Genomic DNA, 25,766 nt, shown 5'->3' on the forward strand with positions numbered 1-25,766 from the left:
CCTCTGCCATGCACATCCTGCTGGTCAACAACTCCCCCATCCCGGTGTACGGCTACGGCGGTACCGAGCGCGTGATCTGGGACCTGGGCAAGACGTTGGTGCAGCAGGGCCACCGCGTGAGCTATCTGGTGCCCGAGGGCTCGACCTGCGACTTCGGCCAGGTGCTGCCCATCCGGCCGGACGAACCCTGGGAGGGGCAGATCCCGGCCGACGTGGACATCACGCACTTTCAGTTCAACCCGCGCTCCGAGCTGTCCAAGCCCTACCTGGTGACTGAGCACGGCAACGCCCGCAAGCCCAAGCCGCTGCCGCGCAACACGGTGTTCCTGTCGCGCGACCACGCGGCGCGTTATGGCTCCAGCGAGTTCGTCTACAACGGGCTGGACTGGGCCGGTTATGGCCCGGTGGACTTTGACCGCCCGCGCTCGCACTACCACTTCCTGGGCAAGGCGGCCTGGGGCGTGAAGAACGTGCGCGGCGCCATCAAGGTGGCCAAGATGGCCGGGGTGGAGCTGGACGTGCTGGGCGGCAACCGCATCAACTTCAAGCGCGGTTTCCGCTGGACGCTGTCGCGCAAGATCCACTTCCACGGCATGGTGGGCGGCACGCAGAAGACCAGCCTGCTCAACGCCTCGCGCGGGCTGATCTTTCCGGTGCGCTGGCACGAGCCGTTCGGGCTGGCGGTGATCGAGAGCCTGTACTTCGGCTGCCCCGTGTTTTCCACCCCCTACGGCGCCTTGCCCGAGCTGGTGCCCGTGCACTGCGGCGTACTGTCAGACCAGGCGTCGGTGCTGGCCGAGGCGGTGCGGGGCAACCGCTTTGACCCGCGCGCCTGCCACCAGCATGTGGTGGAGCACTTTGGCGCCGAGCGCATGGCGCGCAACTACCTGCGCATGTACGAGCGGGTGCTGGCGGGCGAAACCCTCAATGCCCAGCCACCCATGATTCAGGGCCCCGCGCGCGAGCTGCCCTGGCGGCAGTGAGGCATTCTCTGAGGTGCTTCGCGCCTTCCCCCTCTTCTGCGGGAGGGGGATGCCACCCGTGGCCTGGCAGAGCCAGCTCCACGGTGGCACGCGCGTAAGCGCGCGGCCATCCCACCCTTGAAGGGATTGGCCTAAGCGGCAACGATGGTGTCCACCAAGTGATTTAGATGGACACCATGAATGAAGCCACGAAGAAGACCCGTCGGAGGTACGACGCCGAACTCAAGCAGCAGATCCTCGCTCAGTGCATCGAGCCGGGTGCATCGGTGGTCAGTATTGCCCTGTCGCACGGCATCAACGCCAACGTCGTGCACACATGGCGCCGTCAAACTGGTGGCCCGCTGCCGTCACTGCAGGCGCCTGCATTTGTTCCGGTGCCGCTGCCGCCCCGGGGTGTTTGCCCTTGCACCAGACATCCGCATCGAGCTGCACCGTGGCCTCACCAGCGTCTCAGTGACCTGGCCTCTGGCCGTAGCCGAGCAGTGCGCCATGTGGATGCAAGATCTGCTCAAGTGATCCGGATGGATGCCCTGTGGCTGGCGACCGAGCCGCTGGGCATGCGAGCGGGCACCGAGACGGCGCTGGCGCGTGTGGTTTCGGTCTTCGGCGCAGCGTGCTCGTACCATGCCTATGTGCCTGCGATCAAAGGCCCAGCAGCGCTCGTGCGACGTACCCCGCAATACGCGGGTTCTCCCTCAGGCGCCGTGTGCTGTAGCCGTACCAGGCTGCGCCAAAGGGGACGTAAATGCGCACCGCAAACCCCTGCTGGCGTAGTGAGTCGCGCAACGGCTCGCAAACACCCAGCAGCATCTGGAATTCGAAAGCTGATGGGTCGGTGTCGGTCTTGCGTGCCAGCGCGATCACTTGGTCTATAAGCACGGTATCGTGCGTCGCGACTGCAACGAAAACGCCAGCCGTGAAGCAGCGTGCGACGTGAGCGAGGAAATGCGGGTTGATTGCCGCGCGATCATCGTCCGATCCATCGACGAGGTGCTCTGGCGCCTCGCGGTAGATGCCCTTGCAAATCCGCACGCTGCTGCCAGTGGGCAACAGGCGGTCAAGATCGCCAGGTGTGCGGCGTAGGTAGGCCTGAAGCGCGAGCTCAACGTGCGGGTGACGTAGCTTTAGAGCCAAGAACAGATCGATCTCGCGCTGCGTGCAGGTCGCGTCCTCCATGTCGAGGCAAACGGCATTACCGAGTCGGCCAGCTGTAGAGAGCACCTCGTCGAGTAGTGCTTGGCAGCGCTCGACATCGAGCAAGAGACCAAAGGCACTCGGTTTGACCGACAGTGTCGATCGCACCCCGCTGGCGTGCACAGCTTCAAGCACCTGCAGGCTGTCGTCGGTCGCGCGCCGCGCCTGTGCCAACGACGAGGCAGCCTCGCCGAGCACATCGAGCGTCGCAATAAAGCCGTTGGTATTGAGGAGTCGAACGCGCGCGAGGGCTTCGTCGAGCGTTGCGCCTGCGATATAGCGGCGCGAGATCTTGCGCACCAGGGCGCGGGGAATCCAGGGGATGGCGCGAACGGCCATCGCATTGAAAAAAGACATGAGAACTCCGTGAACGAACCATGGGGTCATGACCGGGTGGACGCAAGGACGATCGCACTTTTGGCGGTCGAGACCCATCTGCCTACACAACGGCGACTGTTGGTAGGCTTGATGCAGCGAGCAGCCGCGTGAGCGGCTGCGTCTCTGCGAGTGATCAACGGTTGGCCAGCGGAGGCCAGGCGGCTGCGTACATGGGGTTCTGGGAGTGGTCGGCACATGCGTATGCATGCCCGAGTCAGGCGATTCTAGTCGGCCGAACGAGGCGCTATCACTTGGTCAAGATGGAAGCGCTGGTTGCTTACATGGGGCCTATGCGGCGGCGGTGATGCAGCGCTGGTTGTCGCGTGTGTTGCTGCTTGTCCTGCGGGGCTGTCTGAAAGGCTTGCAGGAGTCGAATGCCCATGCTGTGGGCCTGCTGGGTAAGTACTTGGTGCGCCGCGTGGCGGGTCGATCTCAGCCAAGGCCTGCGCGGCATTTGAAGCTGCATCCGCATATGGCTTACAAGGGGTAGTGGGGCTTAAGTTCGGTGGATTGGCTCACGTATGGGTCAACATGTGTTGGTCGGTCGCTTACGCACGTGCTTTACAGCGCGCCAGTTTTTAGCGCCCTGCTCATATCGGGGAGGCTACTGCGCGGCTTCTATGGAGTTTTTGGCCGCAAGCGCTAGTTCAATATGCTCCTGATGCTATAAAAATGATAGTTATTGGTGGCCGATAGTGGAGTTGCCACGCGGCGCGGTAGCCTGCTGCCACTCCTGGGCCAACAACGCCACCAGCTGCGCCGCTGGCATGGGCCGCACCTGGGCCACCCCCTGGCCTGCCCACAGCGACAGGCAGTCGGCCTGGCCCGCCTGGGCGGCCGCGCGGCGCAGCGCGCCGGTCAGCGCGTTCTGCACGGGGTAGGGCGGCACGGTCGCTTCGTCGGATTGCAGGGCTTGCATCATGCGGTTGACGATGCCGCGCGCCGGCCGGCCCGAGAAGATGCGGGTGGTGCGCGTGTCGGTGGCCTGGGCGCGTGTCAGGGCCTCGCGGTAAGCGGTGCCAATGGCCGACTCGGGGCAGGTGAGGAATGCCGTGCCCATCTGTACCGCCTGGGCGCCCAGCGCCAGGGCGCCCGCAATGCCGCGCCCGTCCATGATGCCGCCCGCAGCAATCACCGGGATGGACAAGGCCTGCACGCATTGCGCCACCAGCGGCAGCGTGCCCACCATGCTGGCCGCAAAGTCGGCCAATGACGGCGCCGCGCCGGTGGCGCCGGGCTGGGTGGGCGTGAGGAACGTGCCCCGGTGTCCCCCGGCTTCCATGCCCGATGCGCAAACCGCATCCGCGCCCACGGCGGCCCAGGCCTGCGCCTCGGCCAGCGTGGTGGCGGTGCCGATCACGTAGCTGCCCACCGCCTGCAGCCTGGCCACCTGCGCCGCCGTGAGGATGCCGAAGGTGAAGCTCGCCACCGCCGGGCGTGCAGCGACGAGGGCGTCGAACTGCGCGGCAAAGTCTTCGCACCACTGGGCGGGCCGCTCGGGCACCAGGCCGAACTCGGCATAGAGCGGCGCTAGGCGCTGCAGCGCGGCCTGCACCGTGGCGTCGTCGGGCGTGGGCGTAGCCTGCACAAACAGGTTCATGCCAAAGGGCCGGTCGGTGCGGCGGCGCACTTCGGCGGCGGCCTCGGCCATGGCGGCGGGCGAGCGCATGCCGCAGCCCAGCATGCCCAGGCCACCGGCCTCGGACACGGCGGCGGCCAGTGCGGGCGTGTCCGACCCGGTCATCGGGCCCTGGATGATGGGCAGCGCAAGGCCCAGGTGGGTGGTGAAGGCGGCGGGCATGGGGCTCCTTGTGCGATCTGTGGAAAGGGGGTCAGTTGTATGCAGTGGGACGGGGCGCTTCGCTGGTGGTCAGTGCGGCGTGTAGCGCGTCCAGCGCGGGCGACTGGTAACCGCGCCGGCGCACCAGCACCGTATCGCAGGTGGCCAGGGGCACCAGGCGCAGGGCAGGCGGTTCGCGCATCAGGTCGATCACGGCCTGGGGCACCACCCCCGCGCAGCGCCCGGCAGCCACGCAGGCCAGGATGGCGTGGTATGAGGCCAGCTCCAGCACGCGCGGCGGGCTGCCGTCCTTTTGCTGCAGGAAGGCCTCGCCCATGCGGCGGTAGGTGCAGCCGGGGCTGAAGGCGGCCAGGGTGTCCAGCTGCAGGTCCTGGGGCGTGTGCACGGGCGGGTGGTCGGCGGGCAGGGCCAGCAGCAGGGCCTCGGCAAACACGGCGGTGCGCTCCACCGGCGCCTCGGCGTCGATGCCCGGCGGCGGCCAGGCCACCAGTGCGCAGTCGATGGTGTGGGCCAGCACCTGCTCCACCAACTGGCGCGAGGGGGCGGTGGACAGTTCCAGCACCAGCCCCGGCCATTGCGCATGCAGCCGGGCCAGCGGCTGCGGCAGGCGTGCGGCGGCCGTGCTTTCCATGGCGCCCAGGCGCAACCGGCCGCCGGGCTGGCCGGGGTGCACCGACTGGCGCGCCTCTTCGGCCAGCGCCAGCAGGCGGTCGGCATAGCCGCGCAGCGCCTCCCCGGCAGGCGTCAGCACCATGCGTTTGCCCTCGCGCAGGAACAGCGTGGCGCCCAGTTGCTCTTCCAGCTGTTGCACGCGCGTGGTCACGTTGGACTGGACGCGGCCCAGCCGCTCGGCCGCGCGGGTGACGCTGCCTTCCTGCGCCACGGCCCGGAAAATTTCGAGGGCTGCAAAATCCATCATGATTCTTGTTATGAGATGATTAGTAAAAAATAAATCTCAAAACAGAATCATAGACTGGAAACCGCCCGCATGGAACCGCGCACCGCCCCCCAAGACCGCCCCCTGTCCGTAGCGCTGGCGGGCATGGCCGCGTTGGCCGTGGCGATGGGCGTGGGCCGGTTTGCCTTCACGCCGCTGCTGCCCATGATGCTGCACGACGGCGTGGTCACGCTGGCCGGCGGCAGCTGGCTGGCCACAGCCAACTACCTCGGGTACCTGATCGGGGCGCTGGCCTGCATGGCGCTGCCCTGGGTAGCGCCCCGTGCGCGGCAGCGGTGGCATGCGGCGCGGCTGGCGCGCTGGGGGCTCGCGGCCACGGTGCTGCTCACCTTGGGCATGGCGCTGCCGCTGCCGGGCACCTGGCCCGCGCTGCGGTTTGCGGCCGGGGTGGCCAGTGCGCTGGTGTTCTTGAACGTCTCGGTGTGGTGCATGCTGCGGCTGGTGGCGCTGGGCCAACCCGCGCTGGGCGGGTTGATCTTTTGTGGCCCGGGGCTGGGCATCGTGCTCACCGGCCTGTCGGCCAGTGCCATGGTGGCGCTGCAGTGGCCCGCCGCAGCGGGCTGGGCGGTGTTCGGGCTGCTGAGTGTGGGGCTGTGCACCGCCATCTGGCCCGTGCTGCGGGGTGTGGCGATGCCCGGGTCGGCCGCGGCATCCGGCCTGGTGGTGGACGGCTCCACCCCCGGCCACGGATTCTGGGCGCGCGCAGGGCTCACACTCGCCTATGGGCTTGCGGGGCTGGGGTACATCGTCACCGCCACGTTTTTGCCGGTGATTGCGCGTGCGGCGCTGCCTGCCGGATCGCCCTGGCCCGACCTGTTCTGGCCGCTGTTTGGTGCCGGGGTGGCGCTGGGCGCAGCGTTGTCCACCCGCACCCCAGCCGCGTGGGACCGGCGCTGGCTGCTGATGGCGGCCTACGTGGTGCAGGCCGGGGCCATCGCGCTGAGCCTGGTGTGGCCGGGGCCTGTGGGGTTTGCGCTGGGCAGCCTGCTGCTGGGCTTGCCTTTCACGGCCATCACCTTCTATGCGCTGCAGGAGGCGCGGCGGGTGTGGCCTGCGGCGGGCGACAGTTTTCCGGGGCTGCTCACTGCGGCCTACGGCATCGGTCAAATCGTGGGCCCGCCCATGGTGGCGTGGATGCTGCACCACGCGGCCACGCAGGGGCAGGGCTTTGTCTACGGGCTGGCCGTGGCGGCCGCAGCACTTGGAGTGGGGGCGGTGCTCTTCGCCGCCATGGCCTGGCGCTGGCCCCTGGCGCCCCGCTCGGCGGCGCGCTGATTCGCACGCCGGTTCCCGTCTCGATCAGTGCGTGGACGGTGCCAGCGGCAGCGCCAGCACAAAACACGCGCCGCTGTCGCCGTCAGCCCGGTCTTGGCAATGCACGGTGCCGTTATGGCGCCCGGCAATCGACCGCACCAGCGCCAGTCCCAGGCCCACACCGCCCGCGCGCTCGCTGGCGCCCGGCAGGCGGTAGAAGGGCTCGAAGATGCGCTCGCGCTGGCTGGGCGGCACGCCCGGGCCGTGGTCGCACACATGCACCTCGGCGCGGCCCTGGCGGCGGTGCACCACCACCGTGATCTCGCCCGTGCTGTAGCGGCGTGCGTTCTCCAGCAGGTTGCGGATGGCCCGGCGCAGCAGCTTGGCCACGCCACGCACTTCCAGCGAGTCGGGGCTGGCGCTCACATCCAGGTCTGCGTCCACGCGCGCGCATTCCTCGGCGGCCAGGCCAATCAGGTCCACCAGTTCCACCGTGCCCACGTCGGCCTCGCGCGCATCCAGGCGGCTGGCCAGCAGGATCTCGTCCACCAGCTGGTCCAACTCGGCGATGTTGCGCAGGATCTCTTCGCGGAACGCAGGCGAGGGCTGCTGGCCGCCCATCAGCTCCAGCCCCATGCGGATGCGGGTCAGGGGCGAGCGCAGCTCGTGCGAGGCATTGGCCAGCAGCGACTTGTGCGACTTGACCAGGGTTTCCACCCGCTCGGCCGCTGCGTTGAACTGCCGTGCGAGGTCGGCCACCTCGTCCTGGCCTTGCTCGGGCACGCGCACCGACAGGTCGCCCTCGCCAAACTTCTTCACGCTGCGCTGCAAGGCCTCCAGCCGCTGCGTGAGGCGGCGGATGATGGGGTACACCCCCACCGCCACTGCCAGGCCCACGATGCCCAGCAGCCACAAGAAGCCGAAGGGCGGCCGGGTCCAGAACGCGGCCTCGTCCTGGCCGGGGCCACCGGGTCGGCCGCCGTTGCGGCCCATGCGCGGCTGGCGCGGCGCCATCTGCAGGGTGAAGATCTGGCCGTTTTCTGCCTCGATGTGGAATTCCACCACCTCGCCCGGCTCGGACGGCTGGCGTGTGGCCATACCGCGCAGCACCAGGTTGCCCGACGGGTCGCGCACCGCCATCTCGCGCGAGGGCGGCACAAACGGCTGGTTGTTCTGGGCCTTTTGCTCCTCGGCGATGCGCCAGGCCCAGCCCACGGTGAGCGTCAGCACCGCCATGCCGCCGACCACGGCGAGCCAGATGCGCAGATAAAGGCGGCGGGAGAAGGGGTTGGACAGGGACATGCGTGGTGCGTGGGGCGGCAGCGCAGGCAGCGGGTGCCTGCGTCAGCGATCAATCCTGCTGTTTGGCAAACACATAGCCCACGCCGCGCACCGTGAGGATGCGGCGCGGGTTCTTGGCGTCTTGCTCGATGGCCGCTCGAATACGGCCCATGTGCACGTCGATGCTGCGGTCAAACGCCTCCAGCTCGCGGCCGCGCACCGCCTCCATGATCTGGTCGCGGGTGAGCACCCGGCCCGCGCGCTCGGCCAATGCCACCAGCAGGTCGAACTGGTACGAGGTGAGGTCCGCTGCCTGCCCCGCCACAGTCACGGTGCGCGCGTCGCGGTCAATCTCCAGCGTGCCAAAGCGCAGCACCTGGGTGGCAGCGGCCGCACCGCCGCCGTCCGTGCGCCGGCGCAGGATGGCGCGGATACGGGCCAGCAGCTCGCGGGGCTCAAAGGGCTTGGGCAGGTAGTCATCAGCGCCAAGCTCCAGCCCGATGATGCGGTCCATGGGGTCGCCCTTGGCGGTGAGCATGAGCACCGGCACCTGCGCCGCGTTGCCTTGCAGCGAGCGGATGCGGCGGCACACTTCTAGTCCATCCATGTCGGGCAGCATCAAATCCAGGATCACCAGGTCGGGCAGTGGGCCCGCATCAGGGCCCTGCAGCTGCGCCAGGCCACTTTTGCCATCGGCGCGGTGCGTGACCTGCAGGCCCGACTGGCCCAGGTACTCGCCCACCATCTGCGCAAGGCGGGCGTCGTCTTCGATCATCAGCAGTTGGGAGCTCATGGGGGCAGTGTAGTAGCGAGGCTTTGAAACGGTCTTCATGGTCCGGTAGAGCCGTCTCCCCGTGTTGAAGCCCCCGTAAAGTTCCGGTAAACCGGGTGGCGAGAGGCTTCAGGATTTGCTATTGATTGAGTAGCTGTCTGGGCATATGAATCAGGCGCCACCGACCTTCTGGATGCGCGATGCCAGCCACACCAGCACCAGCACCGGCAGCCCCAGCAGCGCCGTGGAGGTGAAGAACTGGGCGTAGCCAAACGCATCCACATAGTCGCCCGAGAAGCCCGCCACAAACTTCGGCAGCAGCAGCATCATGGAGCTGAACAGCGCGTACTGCGTGGCTGAGTAGCTCACGTTGGTCAGGCTCGACAGGTAGGCAATGAACGCGGCCGAGGCGATGCCGCTGGCCAGGTTGTCGGCCGAGACCACGGCGATCAACGCCGTCACGTCGTGCCCGTGGCCGGCCAGCCAGGCGAACAGCAGGTTGCTGGCCGCGCTAAGGATGGCGCCCAGCATCAGGATGCGCATCACGCCAAACCGCATGGACAACACGCCGCCCACGAAGGCGCCAGCGAGAGTCATGATCACACCGTAGATCTTGGTCACGGCGGCCACTTCGTCCTTGGTGTAGCCCATGTCCACGTAGAACGGGTTGGCCATGATGCCCATCACCACATCGCTGATGCGGTAGACGGCAATCAGCGCCAGGATCAGCGCCGCATGCCAGCCATAGCGGCGCAGGAAGTCGACAAACGGGGCCACCAGCGCGCCCTGGATCCACTCGGCAGCGTTCTTGGCGGGAGGCAGCGCCACGGGCGCGGGCTCGCGCGAGAACAGCACGGTGACAATGCCCACCACCATCGACGCGGCCATGGCCAGGTACGCGGCCTGCCAGGCGCCGTTCTGGTACGTGGCGGCACCTTGCGCGAGGATCTGGCCAACAGCGGGCGCGACCTCGGAGCGTGCGGCAATCCACAGCACGCCAGCTCCGGCCCAGATCATCGCCAAGCGGTAACCCGTCTGGTACGACGCCGCCAGCGCGGCCTGGTGGTTGGCGTCGGCGGATTCGATGCGGAAGGCATCGAGCGCGATGTCCTGCGTGGCCGACCCAAATGCCACGGCCAGGGCGCACCACACGATGGGCCCCAGAGTCAGGCGCGGGTCAGCCAGGGCCATACCCACCAGGCCCGCCACCACCACCAGCTGTGCCAGCAGCAGCCAGCTGCGCCGCCGCCCCAGCAGCCGTGTGAGCACCGGGATGGGCATGCGGTCCACCAGCGGCGCCCACACCCACTTGAAGCCGTAGGCCAGGCCCACCCAGCTCAGGTAGCCGATGGTGCTGCGGTCGATGCCCGCCTCGCGCAGGCGAAAGCTCAGCGTGCCCAGCACCAGCAGCAGCGGCAGCCCGGCCGAGAAGCCCAGCGTGAGCATGCGCAGGCTGGCGGGCTCCAGGTACACGCGCAGGGTTTGCAGCCAGGGGGTACGCGGGGGCTTGTCCGGGGCGGTAGCGGGAGCGAGGTTGGGGGTGGAAGATGTGGAGGTGTCTGACATGGGCGAGCGGGGGTTTTGTCTATCATCGCCGACGCACCCTTGTAGCCATCCTGTCAGCCTCCATCTGCGCGGCAGGCTCTGGTGTGTTGTGTGCCAGCGCTGCTCATTATTCCTTCTGGATTTGCCTTGTATGTGTCTTTTCTGCCCCGCTCCCTCCGTCGCGCAGTCGTCCCCCTGGTCCGCACGCCGCGCGTTCCTGCTGGCGGCGGGTGCCGCAGCGGCCACGCCGGTGATGGCGCAGGTGGACGTGGGCTCGTCCTCCAGCCTGCGCAAGCTGGTGCCCGCCGAGACGCTGGAGCAGTCTGCCGCGCAGCAGTACCGCCAAATGCTGGAGCAGGCCCGTGCCAAGCGCGCGCTGGCGCCCGACAGCCACCCCCAGCTACAGCGCCTGCATGCCATCGCCAAGCGGCTGATCCCGTACGCCACGCCCTGGAACGACCGCGCCCGCCAGTGGCGGTGGGAGGTCAACCTGATTGGCAGCTCGCAGATCAATGCGTTTTGCATGCCCGGCGGCAAGATTGCGTTCTACACCGGCATCCTCGACCAGCTCAAGCTCACCGACGACGAGACTGCGATGGTCATGGGCCACGAGATGGCCCACGCGCTGCGTGAACATGCGCGCGAGCGCATCGCCAAGACGCAGGGCACCAACCTGGCTCTGCGCCTGGGCTCGCAGCTGCTGGGGCTGGGCGACCTGGGGCAGGCGGCAGCGGGCTTGGGCGGGCAGTTGCTCACGCTGCAGTTCAGCCGCTCGGACGAAAGCGAGGCCGACCTGGTGGGGCTGGAGCTGGCCGCGCGCGCGGGCTACCAGCCATCGGCCGCCGTGAGCCTGTGGCAGAAGATGGGCAACGCCAGCGGCAGCAAGCAAGGCGGGCTGGCATTTTTGTCCACCCACCCTTCAGGCCCTGCGCGCATCCGCGAGCTGGAGCTGAACGTGCCCAAGGTACAGGGCCTGTACGAGGCCGCGCGCCGCAACGGTTGAACCGCCGAGCCAGCGTATCTAAGGCAACGCTGAACAAGTCCCTCGCGCACCGCGCACCCCTGCTTTGGGCGGTCTGCCGCGTTGCAAATCCTCGCGATAGCTACGGCTATCGCTGTGGTTTGCGCCTTGCATCCCATCCCAAATCAGGGTGCGCGCCACTGCGGGGACTTATTCAGCGTTGCCCTAAGCGCTGGCCGCCACTGCGTCGGTGGCGTTTTCACCCGCCAGCTGCACCCGGTTGCGCCCCGCGTGTTTGGCGGCATACAGCGCCTGGTCTGCGCGGGCGATGGCGGCCTGCAGGTCGTCCGGCCCGTGCACCTGGGCCACGCCAAACGACAGCGTCAGGGCCAATGGCTCAGGGCCGACGGGCAGCGGTGCCTGGGCCACAGCGGCACGGATGCGCTCGGCCGTGGCGCTGGCGGCGTCCAGCGGACTGGCGGGCATTAGTGCCAGAAACTCTTCGCCGCCCCAGCGCGCCAGCACATCGCCCTCGCGCAGGTTGTCGGCCAGCACCTGGCCCATGGCCACCAGCACCTGGTCGCCCACGGCGTGGCCGTACTGGTCGTTCACGCGCTTGAAGTGGTCCACGTCGCACAGCAGCAGCGTCACGGGCGCGCCGCTGCGCTGGCTGCGCTCCAGCGCCTCGGTGGCCTGTGCGTCAAAGTGGCTGCGGTTGGCCAGGCCGGTCAGCGGGTCGCGCGTGGCCTGCTTGCGCAGGCGCGCCTCGGCGATCAGGATGGTGCGGCGGTAGAACGCCGACAGCGCTGCCGACATGGCAAACACCACGCAGATGTGCACCCAGTTCACGATCTTCACGCTGCGCGCGGGCAGCGGGTCTAGCGGCCCCACGGCGTCGCTCAGCATGTGCAGGCCCAGGTAGTAGGCCAGCAGGGCCAGCACCATGGGCGTGGCATAGCCGCGCGTGTTGGCGATCACGATGGCGGGGATGAACATCAGCAGGTAGTAGTGAAAGCCGCTCTCCCAGCCAATGAGCAGCGAACCCAGGGCCGAGTGCCCGATCACCTCCAGCCAGATCAGGGCCAGCGCGGCGGTGTTGTAGCGCTTCTGGATGAGCCGGTAGGCGCCCAGGTACATGGCAATGCTCAGCACATTGATGGCCGCCAGCGGCATCGAGCCCAGCCAGAGAAACAGCAGGATGTAGCCCGCGTCGATGGTGGCAGCGGTCAGCGCCACCCGCTGCACCATCGCCCAGTAAGCCTTGCCCGCGAGGCTGGAGCCGCGCTGGGGTTCAAGCGGGGGGCGCGATGCGTTGGATGGGGTCATGGCACAGGGGTATGGGCGGCCCGCAGGGGTGGCAAACCACACCATCGTAGCCCCCCGGCGGTGTCGGAGGTGCGGCGAACTGGCCGGTATCCCGGGGCCTGATCGCCGCTGCGCCCCCAGCGGCGCGGAGCACGCCCCAGAGGCCTGCGACGGCCTCCTGCAACCCATTTCAAGCCCAATCAGCCAGATGCGCTAGTGCAATATGCCTGAGGTGCTATGAATACAGGAGCATTGGCGATCAACGCTCAGGTCCCGCCCACGTAGGGATTGCTTTGCCGTTCGCGCCCGAAGGTGCTCTCCGGTCCGTGGCCGGGGATGAACACCGTCTGGTTGCCCATGGGCCACAGCCGCTGCGTGATGCTGTCGATGAGCTGCTGGTGGTTGCCCTGGGGGAAATCCGTTCGGCCGATGCTACCTGCAAACAGCACGTCGCCCACAAACGCGCGGTCGATCTGCGGCGCGTGGAACACCACGTGGCCGGGCGTGTGGCCAGGGCAGTGGCGCACGTTCAAGGTCTCGTTGCCAATCTGCACCGTGTCGCCGTCTTGCAGCCAGCGTGTGGGGGTGAAGTGCTGCGCGGGCGGAAAGCCGAACATCGCGCTTTGCTGCGGCAGCCCGTCGATCCAGAACTGGTCGCCAGGGTGGGGTCCGACGATGGGCAGCGACAGGCGCTGGGCCAGCTCGCCCGTGCCGCCGGCGTGGTCGATGTGCGCGTGGGTGAGCCAGATCTGCGACAGCGTCAGCCCGTGTTCTTCCACTGCGGCCAGCAAGGTGTCCAGGTCGCCCCCCGGGTCGATCACGGCGGCCTGCCGGGTGGCGTCGCACCAGACGATGGAGGCGTTCTGCTGAAAAGGAGTGACTGGGACGGTGAGGTAGCGGAGCATGGGATGGAGGCAGTAAGCCCAGCGCCCGTCACGCCAGTGCCGCTATCCCCCACAGGGTGACAGCGGGCTGGCGGGGTGGCGGCAGGGCCGGAAGGCAACAGCCGCGAGTTTCGCACAGGGCCTGTGCAGCGCGCGGCTCCCATTGGCGGCCGCTTGGCCGCTTCGGGCCTCAGTCGGCGTCCACAGGCCGGCCCAGCAGCCGGTTCACGGCGGTGCGCAGGCCTTCCAGCGACGTGGTGTTGAGCACGAACACCACGAAGCCCTCGATCTGGCTGCTGAGCAGCTCAAAGCGGATGTGCAGGAACACCACCAGGTGGTTCTGGATGCGGGTGCCCAGGATGGTGCGGCTGTCGCCCATGTCGAACCGTGGCGGGCTCAGCTCGAACTCGTGGCCCAGCAGGTCGGACAAGGCGGCGATGCAGGCATTGAGCATCACATTGCCCACCTCGGTCAGCGCATCCTGTTCGATGGCGCTCAGGTCTTCGCGCGGCACGTTCTGCCCGGCGACGATGCGCACGATCTCCAGGCTGCGATGCCCCGGAAAGATCAGCAAGGCATCGCCATTGAGCACGCCGCGAAACGGCTGGCGCACGCCATACATAGGCTGGCCCTGGGTGCCCAGCTGCTGCGCGGCCTCGCTCACGGTGAACACGCTCACATGCGGCACCGACAGCAGCACCTCGTCGCGCAGCAGGCTGCCCATGGCGGCAGCGGCCTTGCCCACGCCGATGTTGAAGATCTCGCTCAGGGCATCGATCTGTTCGGCGTCTAGCTGAATGGGCATGTCAGGCTCCTGCGAGGGCGGCGAGCTGTTGGGCGGCTTGCGCGGTGATGGGCTTGGCGATGAACACCATGCCGGCTTCTTCGATGCGCTCCTGCACCGCAGTCTGCACATTGGCCGTGAGGATGGCAATGGGCACCTGGGGCAGCAGCTGGCGCAGCGCCAGGGCGGCTTCCAGGCCGTTCATGCCGTGCATGTTGAAGTCCATGGAAACCAGGTCCACAGGGCTCTCGCGCACCTGCTGCAGGGCTTCTTCGCCGCTGCTGGCGTGCACGATGGTCCAGTCGGGGTGGGCCTGCAGCACCAGACCCTGCAGGATCAGGCGGGACATGCGGCTGTCATCCACTATCAAAAGGCGAAGGCTCATGGCCGTTGTGTCGTGGGTGGAGATCAATGGGCGGGAAGTGCGGCCTCGTGGGCCAGCACCCGGTTGCGGCCGGTGGCCTTGGCGCGGTACAGCGCCGCGTCGGCATCGGCCAGCAGCGGCTCGATGCCCGTGTGGTGGCGCTCGCTGGCAGCCATGCCGATGGAGATGGTGAACGTGACCGGATGCCCGGATGGCGACACCAGCCCCAGCTGCGCGATGGCGCCCCGGATGCGCTCGGCCACCTGGCGGGCGCTGTCGGCACTGGCGTGGGGCAGGAGCGCGGCAAATTCCTCGCCCCCAGGCGGCCGAGCAGGTCTGCCTCGCGCAGGGCCTGGCCGATGGCGTCTGCGCAGGCGCGGATGGCGGTGTCGCCCATCTGGTGCCCATGCTGGTCGTTGATGCGCTTGAAATGGTCGATGTCGATCATCAGCACGGTGCACGGTTGCCCGTGGCGGCGGCAGTGGTCGAACAAGGCCGTGCTGCGCTCCATGAACGCTCGGCGGTTCAGCAGCCCGCTGAGTGCATCGCGTGTGGCCAGCTCGCGCAGCTGGGCCTCCAGGGCCTTGTGGGTGCTGATGTCAAAGCCCCACAGCAGGTGGGCCAGCCGGCCCTCGACATCGATGAGGCGTGCCGACAGCGAGCTCCAGCGCGGAGCATGGGTGCCGATCTGGGCCTCCATGGCATCGACCTGGCCGTACTGGTCCAGCGTCTGCATAAAGCGCTGGCGGGTATCAGGGTCGTGCAGCAGGTCGGGCAGGAACAGGGTCTGGGGCGCGGCCGGGAGGCCCAGCCGCTCGGTCAGCCGGTGGTTGATGAAATGCACGCGGCCGCTCTCGACCTCGGCCAGCAGCACATCGCTGGGGCTGGTGTCCAGGATGAAGCCCAGCAGCGCACGGCTTTCTTCGAGCTTGCGTGTGCGGCGGGCCACGCGGTCTTCCAGCTCCCGGTTGGTCTGCGCCAGTTGCCGCGATGCGGCGGCGGCGGCGCGTGCGTCCTGCACCAGCCGCGCAATCAGCAGCGTGGTGCCCACCAGCAGGGCGCTGAGCACCACGCTGAGCACGATGAAGCGCTGGTGCAGCTGCCGGCGCGCCTGGTCTGTCTGCTGGGTGCTGAACAGGTGCACGGTGGCCACCGCCTGGCGCAGGCGCTCCAGCAATGCGTCGGACTGGCGGGTGATGTCCTCGGCCACGCGCAGCGCTTGGGGTGGTGCGGCGGTCGGGTTTGTGCGCCGCGCTGCGGTGCTGCCGGATTCGTGGGGCTTGGTGTTCGTGTTCGCGCTGGCCAGTGCCGACCAGCGCTCGACCTGGGTGCGCAAGTTGTCCAGGCCTTGTGCGGTGTCCGGCAGCGCATCGCGCAGCTGGGTGCTCACATGCGGTCCACGGCCCGTGGTGTCCAGCGTGCTGTAGAGCACGTCCAGCCGGTCGATCAGGTCTTGCGCGCTGGCCTCGCGGGCCCGCAGCTGGCGTGCCAGCAGGCTCACCCGCGCCAGCTCGTTGTGCACGCTGGCGATGTACCAGAGGTCGTTTTGCTGGTGGGGCTGCGCAAGGTCCTGTGCCTGGCGCAGCGTCCACCACAGGGCCACCGACGTACCCAGGGCCATGGCCACCACCAGGGCGAGCAGCCGGTAGGCCGTGCGCGGGCTGCCGGTGGTGGGCGCCTGCGGCTTAGCGGACGGAGACGGCATGGACCTGCCAGATGGTGCGGTTGACGTAGTCCTGCCCTTGCTGCAGGGCAGGATGGGCATCGAACGGGTAGATCAGGATCAGCGGCCCCTTGTCGCGGATGCCCATGCGCTGGCCGTCGCGCCGGTAGGCCAGCACGGGGTTGTAGCGGAGCAGGTCGCTCCAGTGGATCTCGACGGCATAGTCGTTCAGGGCCGTCAGCACGATGCGGCTGCGCTCGCTACCGCCAAGCTGCTCGACCAGGTGGCGCAGCGGCACACCGGTCCAGCGGTGTTCGCCCGCCAGGCCCAGCGCAGGGGGCAAGGCGGTGGTGATGTCGCGCGCTGGCAGCCGCTCCAGGGCCTGCAGGTCGCAGGCCTGTGCCGGGCCGTCGCCCGCAGGCTGCAGTCGCAGAACGCTGCGGCCCTGGGGGGCGGGGCACACCGGAGCGGGGTGGGCCCACAGCGGCAGGCACAGGCTCAACGGGCCCAGTAGGGTCACCAGGGCAGTGCCTGTGCGGGCCCGCAGGAGAGCCAGAAATCGGAACAACATCGTCACCACTTTCACATCCCACCAGCACGGCAGGGCCCGGAATGGCTCCAGGTACGGCGGCTGGTACGGCTTGACTATGCCCGTGAAAGCAGGAAAACCGGCCGCCGTCCAATGGAAAATTGCCGCAAGATGGGTAGTTTTGACAATTGTTGACGGTATTTGCCGGTGGGTTGGCGGCCAACATGCCGCTGTCGGGGCTACAGGTTGGTGGCCGCAACCACTTCGCTCATGTCGGTCAGGCCCTGCAACACCTTTTCGATGCCGTCCTGGCGCAGGGTGAGCATGCCGGCGGTGAGGGCGGAGTGCCGGATGTCCGAGGCCGGGGCCCGGTGGCGGATGTGCTGGCGAATGGTTTCGTCACTCATCATCAGCTCGTGGATGCCCAGACGGCCGTGATAGCCGTGGCCTTCACATTTGGCGCAGCCTACGGGGCGCCACATCCGTAGCTCGCCCTGGGCACCGCCGTACTGCTGGCGCCAGCGCCCGATCTGCGCCTGGCGCGCTTCGGCGGTGTTGTGGGTGCCACTGTCCAGGTACTGCGACGCCAGGCCCGTCAGCATCTCGTCGTCGGCCACGCGCGGCTCGCGACAAGAGGTGCACAGGCGGCGCACCAGGCGCTGCGCCAGGATGGCCAGCAATGAGTCCGAAAAGTTGAACGGGTCCAGGCCAATTTCGAGCAGGCGCGCAATGCTTTCGGGCGCGGAGTTGGTGTGCAGGGTGGACAGCACCAGGTGCCCAGTGAGCGAGGCCTCGATGGCGATGCGCGCCGTCTCTTCATCGCGCATCTCGCCGATCATGATCACGTCCGGGTCGGCGCGTAAAAAGGTGCGCATGGCGGCGGCAAAGGTCCAGCCGATGCGCGGGTTCACCTGCACCTGGCGCAGGCCCTCCTGGGTGATCTCGATGGGGTCTTCGGCCGTCCAGATCTTGCGGCCTGCGGTGTTGATGTCGCGCACCACCGAGTGCAGCGTGGTCGTCTTGCCGCAGCCCGTGGGGCCACACACCAGCACCAGGCCATAGCTTTTTTGCACCACCGCGCGCAGCGCCAGCAGGTTGGGCTGGCTCAGGCCGATGTTCTCCAGCGGCAGCGGCTTGGCACCCGCCAGTAGGCGCAGCACCACGTCCTCCAGCCCGCGCGAGGTGGGCACGGTGACCACGCGCAGCTCCACCGGCGGGCCACCAAAACGCGCAAAGTCGATCTTGCCGTCCTGCGGTTTGCGGTGCTCCGAGATGTCCATGCTGGCCATGATCTTGATGCGCGCCACCATCGCGAAGCGATAGCGCGCGGGCAGCTCCAGGTAGGGCACCAGGTCGCCGTCGATGCGCAGGCGCACGCGCACGTTGTGCGGGGCGGGTTCGGTCTCGATGTGGATGTCCGACGCCCGGTGGCTGATGGCCTCGTCGATCACCGAGTTGATGAGCCGCACCAGGGTGTTGTCCGACTCGCTGATCACGTCGGCCTGCTCGGTATCGGCGTCCGGCGACGCGGTGGCCAGGTTGGTCAGCAGCTCCTGCGAGGTGGCACGTGCGCCGGCTGCCGCTCCGCCCGCGTCGGCAGGGCGGGTGCGGTAGGCCTTGTGGATGGCGGGCATCAGCGTGCCGGGCGATGCCCGCAGCGGAATCAGACGCCGTTGGGTCAGAAAGCGGATCTCGTCGATCAGCACCCGGTCCCAGGGGTCGGCCATCAGCAGCACCAGGGCGTCATCGCGCGCGATCAGGGGCAGCACGGATTCCCGCTCCGCCACGGCGCGGGGGATGAGGGCCAGGGCCGACGCTTCGGGTGTGATGTCGCCGGGGTGCACGGTGTATTCGCCCAGCCAGGTGGCAATCACGCTGCGCAGCTGGTCTTGGGTGAGCGCTCCCCGGTCCACCAGTATCTGGCCGATGGGCCGCTGCACGCCGTTGCCGCGCTCCTCCTGCTGCGCCTGCAGGCCCTCTGCAAGGTCCGGTGTGGACAGCAGCCCCGCGTGCACCAGCGCCTCGCCCAGGTGCCGCGCCTTGCCCACCGTGGGGTGGGGGGTGGAGATCTGGCGCCACAGCGCCTCGGCGCTTTGGGGGCGGAAACTGTGGGCGGGAGGCGGGGCGGAGGTGCTGGCGTCGGTCATCGGGGCAAAGGGGCTGGGGCGGGGCTTATAGGGTCAGTGCGTAATCCACCGTGATGGGTGCGTGGTCCGAGAACTTTTCGCCCTTGTAAATATGTTCAGCGCGCGCCAGCGCCGCGATCGCAGGGGTGGCCAGGTGGTAGTCCAGCCGCCAACCCACGTTGTTGGCATAGGCCTGCCCGCGGTTGCTCCACCAGGTGTAGGCGGTGTCGGTGGCGGTAGGTTGTAACTGACGGTAAACGTCTATGATGCCGCCGCCTTCATCAGTTGTGTGCAACAACTTTGTCATCCAGGCGCGTTCTTCGGGCAAAAAACCACTGTTCTTCTGGTTGCTGCGCCAGTTTTTGAGGTCGATTTGCTGGTGCGCAATGTTGATGTCGCCGCACAGGATGAAGTCGCGCTCGGCCTTCAGGCGCATGAGGTGGGGGTGGAATTCGGCCAGAAAGCGGAATTTGGCCTGCTGGCGCTCTTCGCCGGACGAGCCGCTCGGAAAGTACGCACTGATGATCGACAGCTTGCGGGCGGGCGTGTCAAAACGCAGCTCGACATATCGGCCTTCTGCATCGAACTCGGTAGACCCATAGCCAACGACTACATCCGATGGCTCGTGCCGCGTGTAGATGCCCACGCCCGAATAGCCCTTTTTCTGGGCAAAGTGAAAGTGCCCCTGCAGGTCCGCGAGGCGCTCGAACCGGTTGGCCATGTCGGCCGCCTGGGCCTTCACTTCCTGCACGCAAATACAATCCGGCCGCGTGGCTGCCATCCAGCTTTCCACGCCTTTGCTGGTGGCCGAGCGGATGCCATTGAGATTGAGGCTGGTTAACTTGAACAAGGATTTCCCCATGGTGGATGTTGGCGTGCAAACCCCCGAACAGGGCCAGCTGGCGCAGGATTTCGTGCGTTTTGCGGTGGAGTCGGGCGTGCTGCGGTTTGGCGAATTCAAGACCAAAGCCGGGCGCCTGAGCCCCTATTTTTTCAACGCCGGACTGTTTGACGATGGCCGCAAGATTGGCCGGCTCGCGGAATTCTATGCAAAAGCCCTGCTGGCCAGCGGCATCGAATTCGACATGGTGTTTGGGCCCGCCTACAAGGGCATTCCGCTGGCTGCCACCGTGGCCGTGGAGCTGGCGCGCCTGGGGCGCAACGTGCCCTTTGCCTACAACCGCAAGGAGGCCAAGGACCATGGCGAAGGCGGCACCCTGGTGGGCGCGCCCCTCAAGGGCCGGGTACTCATCGTGGACGATGTGATGTCGGCCGGCACCGCCGCCCGGGAGTCCATCGCCATCATCAAGGCGGCAGGCGCCACGCCCCATGCCGTGGCCATTGCGCTGGACCGCCAGGAAAAAGCCACCGAGAATGGCCAGGACGTGGACCACAGCGCGGTGCAGTACGTGCGCAACCAGCTGGGCATGCAGGTGTGTGCCATTGCACGGCTGGCAGACTTATTGCTCTTCCTGGAGCAAAACGGGGAAGAGGGGATGCGTTCCCATCACGAAAAGGTGCTGGCCTACCGCCAGCGATACGGCGTCAACGAGGGGTAGACGGATTGAGCAAATCGGCGTGGATCGTGGGCGGGGTTCTGTTGGCCACCCTGGGCGCTGATTTGGCGTGGGCGCAAGCCCCCAGTCCGTCGGGTGGCATCTACACGTGCGTGGACCGCAATGGCCGGCGCCTGACGGCCGACCGTCCGATTGCTGAATGCCTGGACCGCGAGCAGCGCGAACTCGGGCCCTCGGGCATTGTGCGGCGGCAAATTGGCCCTTCGCTGACCGAGCAGGAGCGCGCCGCGCAAGAGGCCCAGCGCCGCAAGGAGGCCGAAGCCCGTGCCCGCGAGCTGGAGGAGCGCCGCCGCGAACGCGCACTGACCGCCCGTTACCCGGACAAGGCAGCACACGATGTGGAGCGCGCTGCGGCCATCCAACTGGTGGACGATGTGACCGCCACTGCCGAAAAGCGCCTGGTCGAGCTGACACAGCAGCGCAAGGCCTTTGACGTCGAGATGGAGTTCTACAAGAAGGACCCCAGCAAGGCGCCGATGTCGCTGCGCCGCAAGATTGCCGAGAACGAAGAGAGCATTGCCGAGCAGCAGCGGTTCATTGCCGGGCAAGACCAGGAAAAGCGCCGCGTGCACCAGCGGTTTGACGTGGAGCTGGCCCAACTCCGCAAGCTGTGGGAGGCGCAGCGCATGCCCCTGCCGGGCGCAACGCCCGCCAGCGATGCCGCTGCACCCGCCGCCACGCGATAGGGCCATGCGCTGAGAGCGCTCCCGTCGCCTGCGCCGTTCACCAGTAGATCCAAACAACAAAGGGCCTCGCGGCCCTTTGTTGTTGGTGTTGCCGCCGATCGGCGTGCGTCAGCCCGCCAGCTTGGCGCGCAGCAGCTCGTTGACCTGCGTCGGGTTGGCCTTGCCCTTGCTGGCTTTCATGATCTGGCCGACCAGTGCGTTGAACGCCTTGTCCTTGCCCGCACGGAACTGCGCCACGTTGTCGGGGTTGGCGGCAATCACCTCGTCGATGATCTTCTCCAGCGCGCCGGAGTCGTTCATCTGCTTGAGCCCCTTGGATTCGATGACGGCGTCCACGTCGTTCGACTCCCCGGTCCACAGCGCATCAAACACCTGCTTGGCGGCGTTGTTGGAGATGGTGCCGTCGGCAATGCGGCCGATCAATGTGGCCAGCTGCGCTGCAGTCACAGGAGCCTGCTCGATACCGGTCTCCGCCATGTTCAGGCGGCGCGACACCTCGCCCATGATCCAGTTGCTGGCCAACTTGGGCTGGCCGCAGGCCTTGGCCGCCGCCTCAAAGTACGCTGCCATCGCCTTGCTCTGCGTGAGCGTGGTGGCGTCGTACTCGGGCAGGCCATAGTCCGCCACAAAACGTGCCGCCATGGTGCGGGGCAATTCAGCCATCTGCGCCCGTTCTTCCAGCACCCACTGCTCTGAAATGTGGAGCGGAGGCAGATCGGGATCGGGGAAGTAGCGGTAGTCCGCAGCATCTTCCTTGGTGCGCATCGCACGCGTTTCGCCCGTGTCAGGGTCGAACAGCACGGTGGCCTGCTGGATGGCGTGGCCGTCTTCGATCTGCTCGATCTGCCAGCGGATCTCATAGTCGATGGCCTGCTGCATGAACTTGAACGAGTTCAGGTTCTTGATCTCGCGGCGGGTGCCCAGCGGCTGGCCGGGCTTGCGCACCGACACGTTGGCGTCGCAGCGGAAGCTGCCTTCCTGCATGTTGCCGTCGCAGATGCCGATCCAGGTCACGATCTTGTGCAGTTCCTTGGCATAGGCCACGGCTTCTTCGCTGCTGCGGATATCGGGCTCGGTCACGATCTCCAGCAGGGGCGTGCCGGCACGGTTCAGGTCGATGCCCGACTGGCCGATGAAGTCTTCGTGCAGCGACTTGCCGGCGTCTTCTTCCAGGTGGGCGCGTACCAGACGCACGGTTTTCTTTTCGTCACCCAGGAAGAACGACACCTCGCCGCCCTGCACCACTGGGATCTCGAACTGGCTGATCTGGTAGCCCTTGGGCAGGTCAGGGTAGAAGTAGTTCTTGCGCGCGAAAATGCTCACGGGCGCAATGTGGGAGCCGAGGGCCAGTCCTAATTTGATAGCGCAGGCCACGGCCTCGCGGTTCATCACGGGCAGGGTACCGGGCAGGGCCAGGTCCACGGCGCAGGCCTGGGTGTTGGGCTCGGCGCCAAAGGCGGTGGCGGCGCGGCTGAAGATCTTGCTCTGGGTGGCGAGCTGGGTGTGGGTTTCGAAGCCGATGACGACTTCGTAGCCATGGATCAGTTTGGCGGTCATGTCAGAAGCCCTCCGGACGGCGGAGGTGGAAGTCGGTGGCTTGCTGCAGGCGGTGCGCAGCATTCAGAAGGCGGGCTTCCTGGAAGTAGTTGCCAATCAGCTGCAGGCCCACCGGAAGCGGCTTGCCGACTTCCGCTCCTGAGCCTTGCATGCCGCCATCGCTAAAACCACAGGGCACGCTCATGCCGGGCAGGCCGGCCAGCGAGCCGGGCAGCGTGAAGATGTCGGCCAGGTAGTCGGCCAGCGGGTCGTTGCCGTGGTCGCCCAGCTTCCAGGCCACGGTGGGTGCCACGGGGCCGGCGATGATGTCGCACTCCTTGAACGCGTTCTGGAAGTCGTCGGCGATCATGCGGCGGATCTTCTGCGCCTGCAGGTAGTAGGCGTCGTAGTAGCCGTGGCTCAGCACATAGGCGCCGATCATGATGCGGCGCTTGACCTCATCGCCAAAGCCTTCGGCGCGGGTCTTCTTGTACATGTCTACCAGGTCGGTGTAGTCCTTCGCGCGGTGGCCGAACTTCACACCGTCAAAGCGGGAGAGGTTGGACGACGCCTCGGCCGGGGCAATGATGTAGTAGACCGGGATGGACAGCTGCGTGCGCGGCAGGCTGATGGGCACGAGCTTGGCGCCGAGCTTTTCGTATTCCTTGAGTGCGCCATCCACGGCGGCACGCACATCGGGTGCCAGGCCTTCGCCAAAGAACTCGGCGGGGATGCCGATGCGCAGGCCGTCGATGCTGTCATTGAGCTTGGCGCTGAAGTTTTCGGCCGGCACGTCCAGACTGGTGGAGTCGCGGTCCGGGTCGGGGCCGCACATGGCGGACAGCAGCAGCGCGCAGTCTTCGGCCGAGCGGGCCATGGGGCCCGCCTGGTCGAGGCTGGAGGCGAAAGCAATCATGCCGTAGCGGCTGGCGCGGCCATAGGTGGGCTTGATGCCGGTGATGCCGCAGAACGAGGCGGGCTGGCGGATGGAGCCGCCCGTGTCCGTGCCGGTGACGGCCGGGGCCAGGCGCGCAGCCACGGCCACTGCGCTGCCGCCGGACGAGCCGCCCGGAATGCGGTCGGTGGCCCAGGGGTTGCGCACGGGGGCCGGGGCATCAAAGCCCACGGGGGCGACGGCCGAGTTTTCGTTGGCCGAGCCCATGGCGAACTCGTCGCAGTTGAGCTTGCCCAGCGTCACGGCGCCCGCATCGGCCAGCCTGGTGACCACGGTGGCGTCAAACGGCGACTGGTAGCCCGCGAGCATCTTGGAGCCGGCGGTGCTGGGGAAGCCCTTGGTGACGAAGATGTCCTTGTGCGCAATCGGCACGCCCGCCAGGGGGCCTGCCGTGCCTGCGACAATGGCGGCATCCTGGGCGCGGGCCTGGGCCAGGGTGATGTCAGGGTTTACGGCCACGTAGGCGCCCAGGTTCTGGTGGGCTTGTGCGCGGGCGAGGAAATGCTGGGCGGCCTCGACGGCCGAGACGCGGCGCTCGCGCAGTTCGGTGGCCAGCTGGGCCACGCCCAGGTCATGCAATGCGGTGGAAGTCATGCGGCGGGGTTCTTACTCGATCACTTTGGGCACGAGGAACAGGCCTCGTTCGACGGCGGGGGCGCTTTGTTGGTTGGCTTCGCGCTGGTTGGGCTCGCTGGCTACGTCGTCGCGCAGGCGCAGCTGCACGTCCTGGATGGCGGCCACGGGGTGGGCCAGGGGCGTGACGCCCGAAGTATCCACAGCCCGCATCTGTTCCACGATGTCAAAGAAGCCGTTGAGCTGGGTGAGCATGCGCTCACTTTCGGAAGGTGTCAGCTCAAGCCGCGCCAAGTTGGCAATGCGGCCGATGTCCTGGGGGGTCAGTGCCATAGGGAGGAAAATCTAAAGAAACCAGACGTAAAGCTGTGATCCGGCCCGCGCCGGAGGGAGTTATTCACAGGGGATGGGGTATTATCCCGGCTTTGCCGCAAAGCTCCCGGAATGGGAGTCAATTGCGTGAAAAAAGCCAATAAACACCCCCTGAAATACCTGGCGATGGCAGGCCGACGCGCATGCCGTGCCCGAGAGGACTTTTGAATGTTCGGAGCTTTCCGTCGGTACTTCTCCACCGACCTGGCCATTGACCTTGGCACAGCCAACACCCTCATCTTCGCCCGCGACAAAGGCATCGTCCTCGACGAACCCTCCGTCGTCGCCATCCGCCACGAAGGCGGTCCGCACGGCAAGAAAGTCATCCAGGCCGTAGGCCACGAGGCCAAGGCCATGCTGGGCAAGGTGCCCGGCAACATCGAGGCCATCCGCCCGATGAAGGACGGCGTGATTGCCGACTTCGTGATCACCGAGCAGATGATCAAGCAGTTCATCAAGATGGTGCACCCGCGCACGCTGTTCACCCCCAGCCCGCGCATCATCATCTGCGTGCCCTGTGGCTCCACCCAGGTCGAGCGCCGCGCCATCAAGGACGCCGCCGAGGCCGCAGGCGCCACGGCGGTCTATCTGATCGAAGAACCCATGGCGGCCGGTATCGGCGCCGGTCTGCCCGTGTCGGAAGCCTCCGGCTCCATGGTCGTGGACATCGGCGGCGGCACCACCGAAGTCGGCGTGATCTCGCTGGGCGGCATGGTCTACAAGGGCAGCGTCCGTGTGGGTGGTGACAAGTTCGACGAAGCCATCATCAGCTACATCCGCCGCAACTACGGCATGCTGATCGGTGAGCCCACGGCCGAAGCCATCAAGAAGAACATCGGTTCGGCCTTCCCGGGCTCCGAAGTGCGCGAGATGGAAGTCAAAGGCCGCAACCTGTCCGAAGGCGTGCCACGCAGCTTCACCATCTCCAGCAATGAAGTGCTGGAAGCCCTGACTGACCCGCTCAACCAGATCGTCTCGGCCGTGAAGAACGCGCTGGAACAAACCCCCCCCGAGCTGGGCGCCGACATTGCCGACCGCGGCATGATGTTGACTGGCGGCGGCGCACTGCTGCGCGACCTGGACCGCCTGCTGGCCGAAGAAACCGGCCTGCCCGTGCTGGTGGCCGAAGACCCGCTGACCTGCGTGGTGCGCGGCTGCGGCATCGCCCTGGAGCGCATGGACCGCCTGGGCAGCATTTTCACGAGCGAGTAAGCCGGCAGGCCTGTATGCTGCAGGCACTTTTTTTGCGCTCCGAATTGCATGACTGCCTCTGCTCCAATGCTTG

23 protein-coding genes and 2 pseudogenes are annotated in these 25,766 nt (G+C 67.2%); 8 read left to right on the plus strand and 17 right to left on the minus strand.

Annotated features, from left to right (window positions below):
- The first annotated feature begins 8 nt into the window (after window positions 1–8).
- The 3 genes and pseudogenes from ACOYR4_RS01470 to ACOYR4_RS01480 all read left to right on the plus strand — a co-directional run bounded on the left by ACOYR4_RS01470 (window position 9) and on the right by ACOYR4_RS01480 (window position 1,499).
- Complete coding sequence (locus ACOYR4_RS01470; protein ID WP_422848414.1) at window positions 9–983, plus strand: glycosyltransferase; 975 nt, start codon at window positions 9–11, stop codon at window positions 981–983.
- Window positions 984–1,159: 176 nt separating this feature from the next.
- Window positions 1,160–1,408 (plus strand): annotated as a pseudogene (tnpA, locus tag ACOYR4_RS01475) (IS66-like element accessory protein TnpA); the annotation flags it as partial.
- Window positions 1,377–1,499, plus strand: coding sequence for a hypothetical protein (locus ACOYR4_RS01480; protein WP_422849708.1), 123 nt, complete (start codon window positions 1,377–1,379; stop codon window positions 1,497–1,499). The pseudogene tnpA and the gene ACOYR4_RS01480, both read left to right, overlap by 32 nt.
- Before the next feature lie 126 nt (window positions 1,500–1,625).
- On the opposite strand, the gene ACOYR4_RS01485 is transcribed toward ACOYR4_RS01480, so the two are convergent.
- From ACOYR4_RS01485 to ACOYR4_RS01495, 3 genes are all read right to left on the minus strand, one after another.
- Complete coding sequence (locus tag ACOYR4_RS01485) at window positions 1,626–2,534, minus strand: proline dehydrogenase family protein (RefSeq protein ID WP_422848415.1); 909 nt, start codon at window positions 2,532–2,534, stop codon at window positions 1,626–1,628.
- 700 nt (window positions 2,535–3,234) lie between these two features.
- Window positions 3,235–4,356: an NAD(P)H-dependent flavin oxidoreductase gene (locus ACOYR4_RS01490; protein WP_422848416.1), complete on the minus strand. Its 1,122-nt coding sequence runs from the start codon at window positions 4,354–4,356 to the stop codon at window positions 3,235–3,237.
- A 31-nt stretch (window positions 4,357–4,387) separates the two neighbouring features.
- Complete coding sequence (locus tag ACOYR4_RS01495; RefSeq protein WP_422849613.1) at window positions 4,388–5,272, minus strand: LysR substrate-binding domain-containing protein; 885 nt, start codon at window positions 5,270–5,272, stop codon at window positions 4,388–4,390.
- A 72-nt stretch (window positions 5,273–5,344) separates the two neighbouring features.
- Here ACOYR4_RS01495 and ACOYR4_RS01500 point away from each other — a divergent pair, with 72 nt between their 5' ends.
- Window positions 5,345–6,589 (plus strand): YbfB/YjiJ family MFS transporter, encoded by a 1,245-nt coding sequence (locus ACOYR4_RS01500; RefSeq protein ID WP_422848417.1) that lies wholly within the window; start codon window positions 5,345–5,347, stop codon window positions 6,587–6,589.
- Between the two features lie 24 nt (window positions 6,590–6,613).
- Here ACOYR4_RS01500 and ACOYR4_RS01505 read toward each other — a convergent pair whose 3' ends face one another.
- The 3 genes from ACOYR4_RS01505 to ACOYR4_RS01515 all read right to left on the minus strand — a co-directional run bounded on the left by ACOYR4_RS01505 (window position 6,614) and on the right by ACOYR4_RS01515 (window position 10,187).
- Complete coding sequence (locus ACOYR4_RS01505; protein WP_015012130.1) at window positions 6,614–7,870, minus strand: HAMP domain-containing sensor histidine kinase; 1,257 nt, start codon at window positions 7,868–7,870, stop codon at window positions 6,614–6,616.
- 49 nt (window positions 7,871–7,919) lie between these two features.
- Entirely contained in the window at window positions 7,920–8,642 is a 723-nt protein-coding gene (locus ACOYR4_RS01510; RefSeq protein WP_043565051.1) for a response regulator transcription factor, read from the minus strand.
- Between the two features lie 150 nt (window positions 8,643–8,792).
- A complete protein-coding gene (locus tag ACOYR4_RS01515; RefSeq protein WP_422848418.1) occupies window positions 8,793–10,187 on the minus strand; it encodes an AmpG family muropeptide MFS transporter in 1,395 nt (464 codons plus the stop codon).
- Between the two features lie 130 nt (window positions 10,188–10,317).
- On the opposite strand from ACOYR4_RS01515, the gene ACOYR4_RS01520 reads away from it, so the two are divergent.
- A complete protein-coding gene (locus tag ACOYR4_RS01520) occupies window positions 10,318–11,169 on the plus strand; it encodes a M48 family metallopeptidase (RefSeq protein ID WP_422848419.1) in 852 nt (283 codons plus the stop codon).
- A gap of 183 nt (window positions 11,170–11,352) precedes the next feature.
- Here ACOYR4_RS01520 and ACOYR4_RS01525 read toward each other — a convergent pair whose 3' ends face one another.
- From ACOYR4_RS01525 to ACOYR4_RS01560, 8 genes and pseudogenes are all read right to left on the minus strand, one after another.
- Window positions 11,353–12,453 (minus strand): GGDEF domain-containing protein, encoded by a 1,101-nt coding sequence (locus tag ACOYR4_RS01525; RefSeq protein ID WP_422848420.1) that lies wholly within the window; start codon window positions 12,451–12,453, stop codon window positions 11,353–11,355.
- A gap of 245 nt (window positions 12,454–12,698) precedes the next feature.
- Complete coding sequence (locus ACOYR4_RS01530; RefSeq protein ID WP_110960447.1) at window positions 12,699–13,337, minus strand: MBL fold metallo-hydrolase; 639 nt, start codon at window positions 13,335–13,337, stop codon at window positions 12,699–12,701.
- A gap of 169 nt (window positions 13,338–13,506) precedes the next feature.
- Entirely contained in the window at window positions 13,507–14,121 is a 615-nt protein-coding gene (locus tag ACOYR4_RS01535; RefSeq protein ID WP_422848421.1) for a chemotaxis protein CheC, read from the minus strand.
- Between the two features lies 1 nt (window position 14,122).
- Window positions 14,123–14,485 (minus strand): response regulator, encoded by a 363-nt coding sequence (locus ACOYR4_RS01540; protein WP_422848422.1) that lies wholly within the window; start codon window positions 14,483–14,485, stop codon window positions 14,123–14,125.
- A gap of 23 nt (window positions 14,486–14,508) precedes the next feature.
- Window positions 14,509–16,229: pseudogene (locus ACOYR4_RS01545) on the minus strand (GGDEF domain-containing protein).
- Entirely contained in the window at window positions 16,150–16,647 is a 498-nt protein-coding gene (locus ACOYR4_RS01550; RefSeq protein WP_422848423.1) for a molybdopterin-dependent oxidoreductase, read from the minus strand. Before ACOYR4_RS01550 ends, ACOYR4_RS01545 begins: the two are co-directional and overlap by 80 nt.
- A 248-nt stretch (window positions 16,648–16,895) precedes the next feature.
- On the minus strand, window positions 16,896–18,803 hold the full coding sequence (locus ACOYR4_RS01555) for a GspE/PulE family protein (protein ID WP_015012139.1): 1,908 nt from the start codon (window positions 18,801–18,803) through the stop codon (window positions 16,896–16,898).
- 25 nt (window positions 18,804–18,828) lie between these two features.
- Window positions 18,829–19,632 carry an exodeoxyribonuclease III gene (locus tag ACOYR4_RS01560; RefSeq protein WP_291446488.1) on the minus strand — a complete coding sequence of 268 codons (804 nt, stop codon included), beginning with the start codon at window positions 19,630–19,632 and terminating at the stop codon, window positions 18,829–18,831.
- A 10-nt stretch (window positions 19,633–19,642) separates the two neighbouring features.
- Here ACOYR4_RS01560 and pyrE point away from each other — a divergent pair, with 10 nt between their 5' ends.
- A complete protein-coding gene (gene pyrE, locus ACOYR4_RS01565; protein WP_060986588.1) occupies window positions 19,643–20,341 on the plus strand; it encodes an orotate phosphoribosyltransferase in 699 nt (232 codons plus the stop codon).
- A gap of 5 nt (window positions 20,342–20,346) precedes the next feature.
- Window positions 20,347–21,045 (plus strand): DUF4124 domain-containing protein, encoded by a 699-nt coding sequence (locus ACOYR4_RS01570; protein WP_209816519.1) that lies wholly within the window; start codon window positions 20,347–20,349, stop codon window positions 21,043–21,045.
- A gap of 108 nt (window positions 21,046–21,153) precedes the next feature.
- Here the strand turns inward: ACOYR4_RS01570 and gatB are convergent, their stop codons facing one another.
- From gatB to gatC, 3 genes are read right to left on the minus strand one after another with little or no spacing between them, the layout of a single operon-like run.
- A complete protein-coding gene (gene gatB, locus ACOYR4_RS01575) occupies window positions 21,154–22,602 on the minus strand; it encodes an Asp-tRNA(Asn)/Glu-tRNA(Gln) amidotransferase subunit GatB (protein WP_422848424.1) in 1,449 nt (482 codons plus the stop codon).
- 1 nt (window position 22,603) lies between these two features.
- On the minus strand, window positions 22,604–24,130 hold the full coding sequence (gene gatA, locus ACOYR4_RS01580) for an Asp-tRNA(Asn)/Glu-tRNA(Gln) amidotransferase subunit GatA (protein ID WP_422848425.1): 1,527 nt from the start codon (window positions 24,128–24,130) through the stop codon (window positions 22,604–22,606).
- A 12-nt stretch (window positions 24,131–24,142) separates the two neighbouring features.
- Entirely contained in the window at window positions 24,143–24,442 is a 300-nt protein-coding gene (gene gatC, locus ACOYR4_RS01585) for an Asp-tRNA(Asn)/Glu-tRNA(Gln) amidotransferase subunit GatC (RefSeq protein WP_015012145.1), read from the minus strand.
- A gap of 207 nt (window positions 24,443–24,649) precedes the next feature.
- Here gatC and ACOYR4_RS01590 point away from each other — a divergent pair, with 207 nt between their 5' ends.
- Complete coding sequence (locus tag ACOYR4_RS01590) at window positions 24,650–25,693, plus strand: rod shape-determining protein (RefSeq protein WP_008907364.1); 1,044 nt, start codon at window positions 24,650–24,652, stop codon at window positions 25,691–25,693.
- The last annotated feature ends 73 nt before the right edge of the window (window positions 25,694–25,766 follow it).

Source organism: Acidovorax sp. M14, assembly GCF_049331375.1.
Taxonomy (GTDB): Bacteria; Pseudomonadota; Gammaproteobacteria; order Burkholderiales; family Burkholderiaceae_C; genus Acidovorax.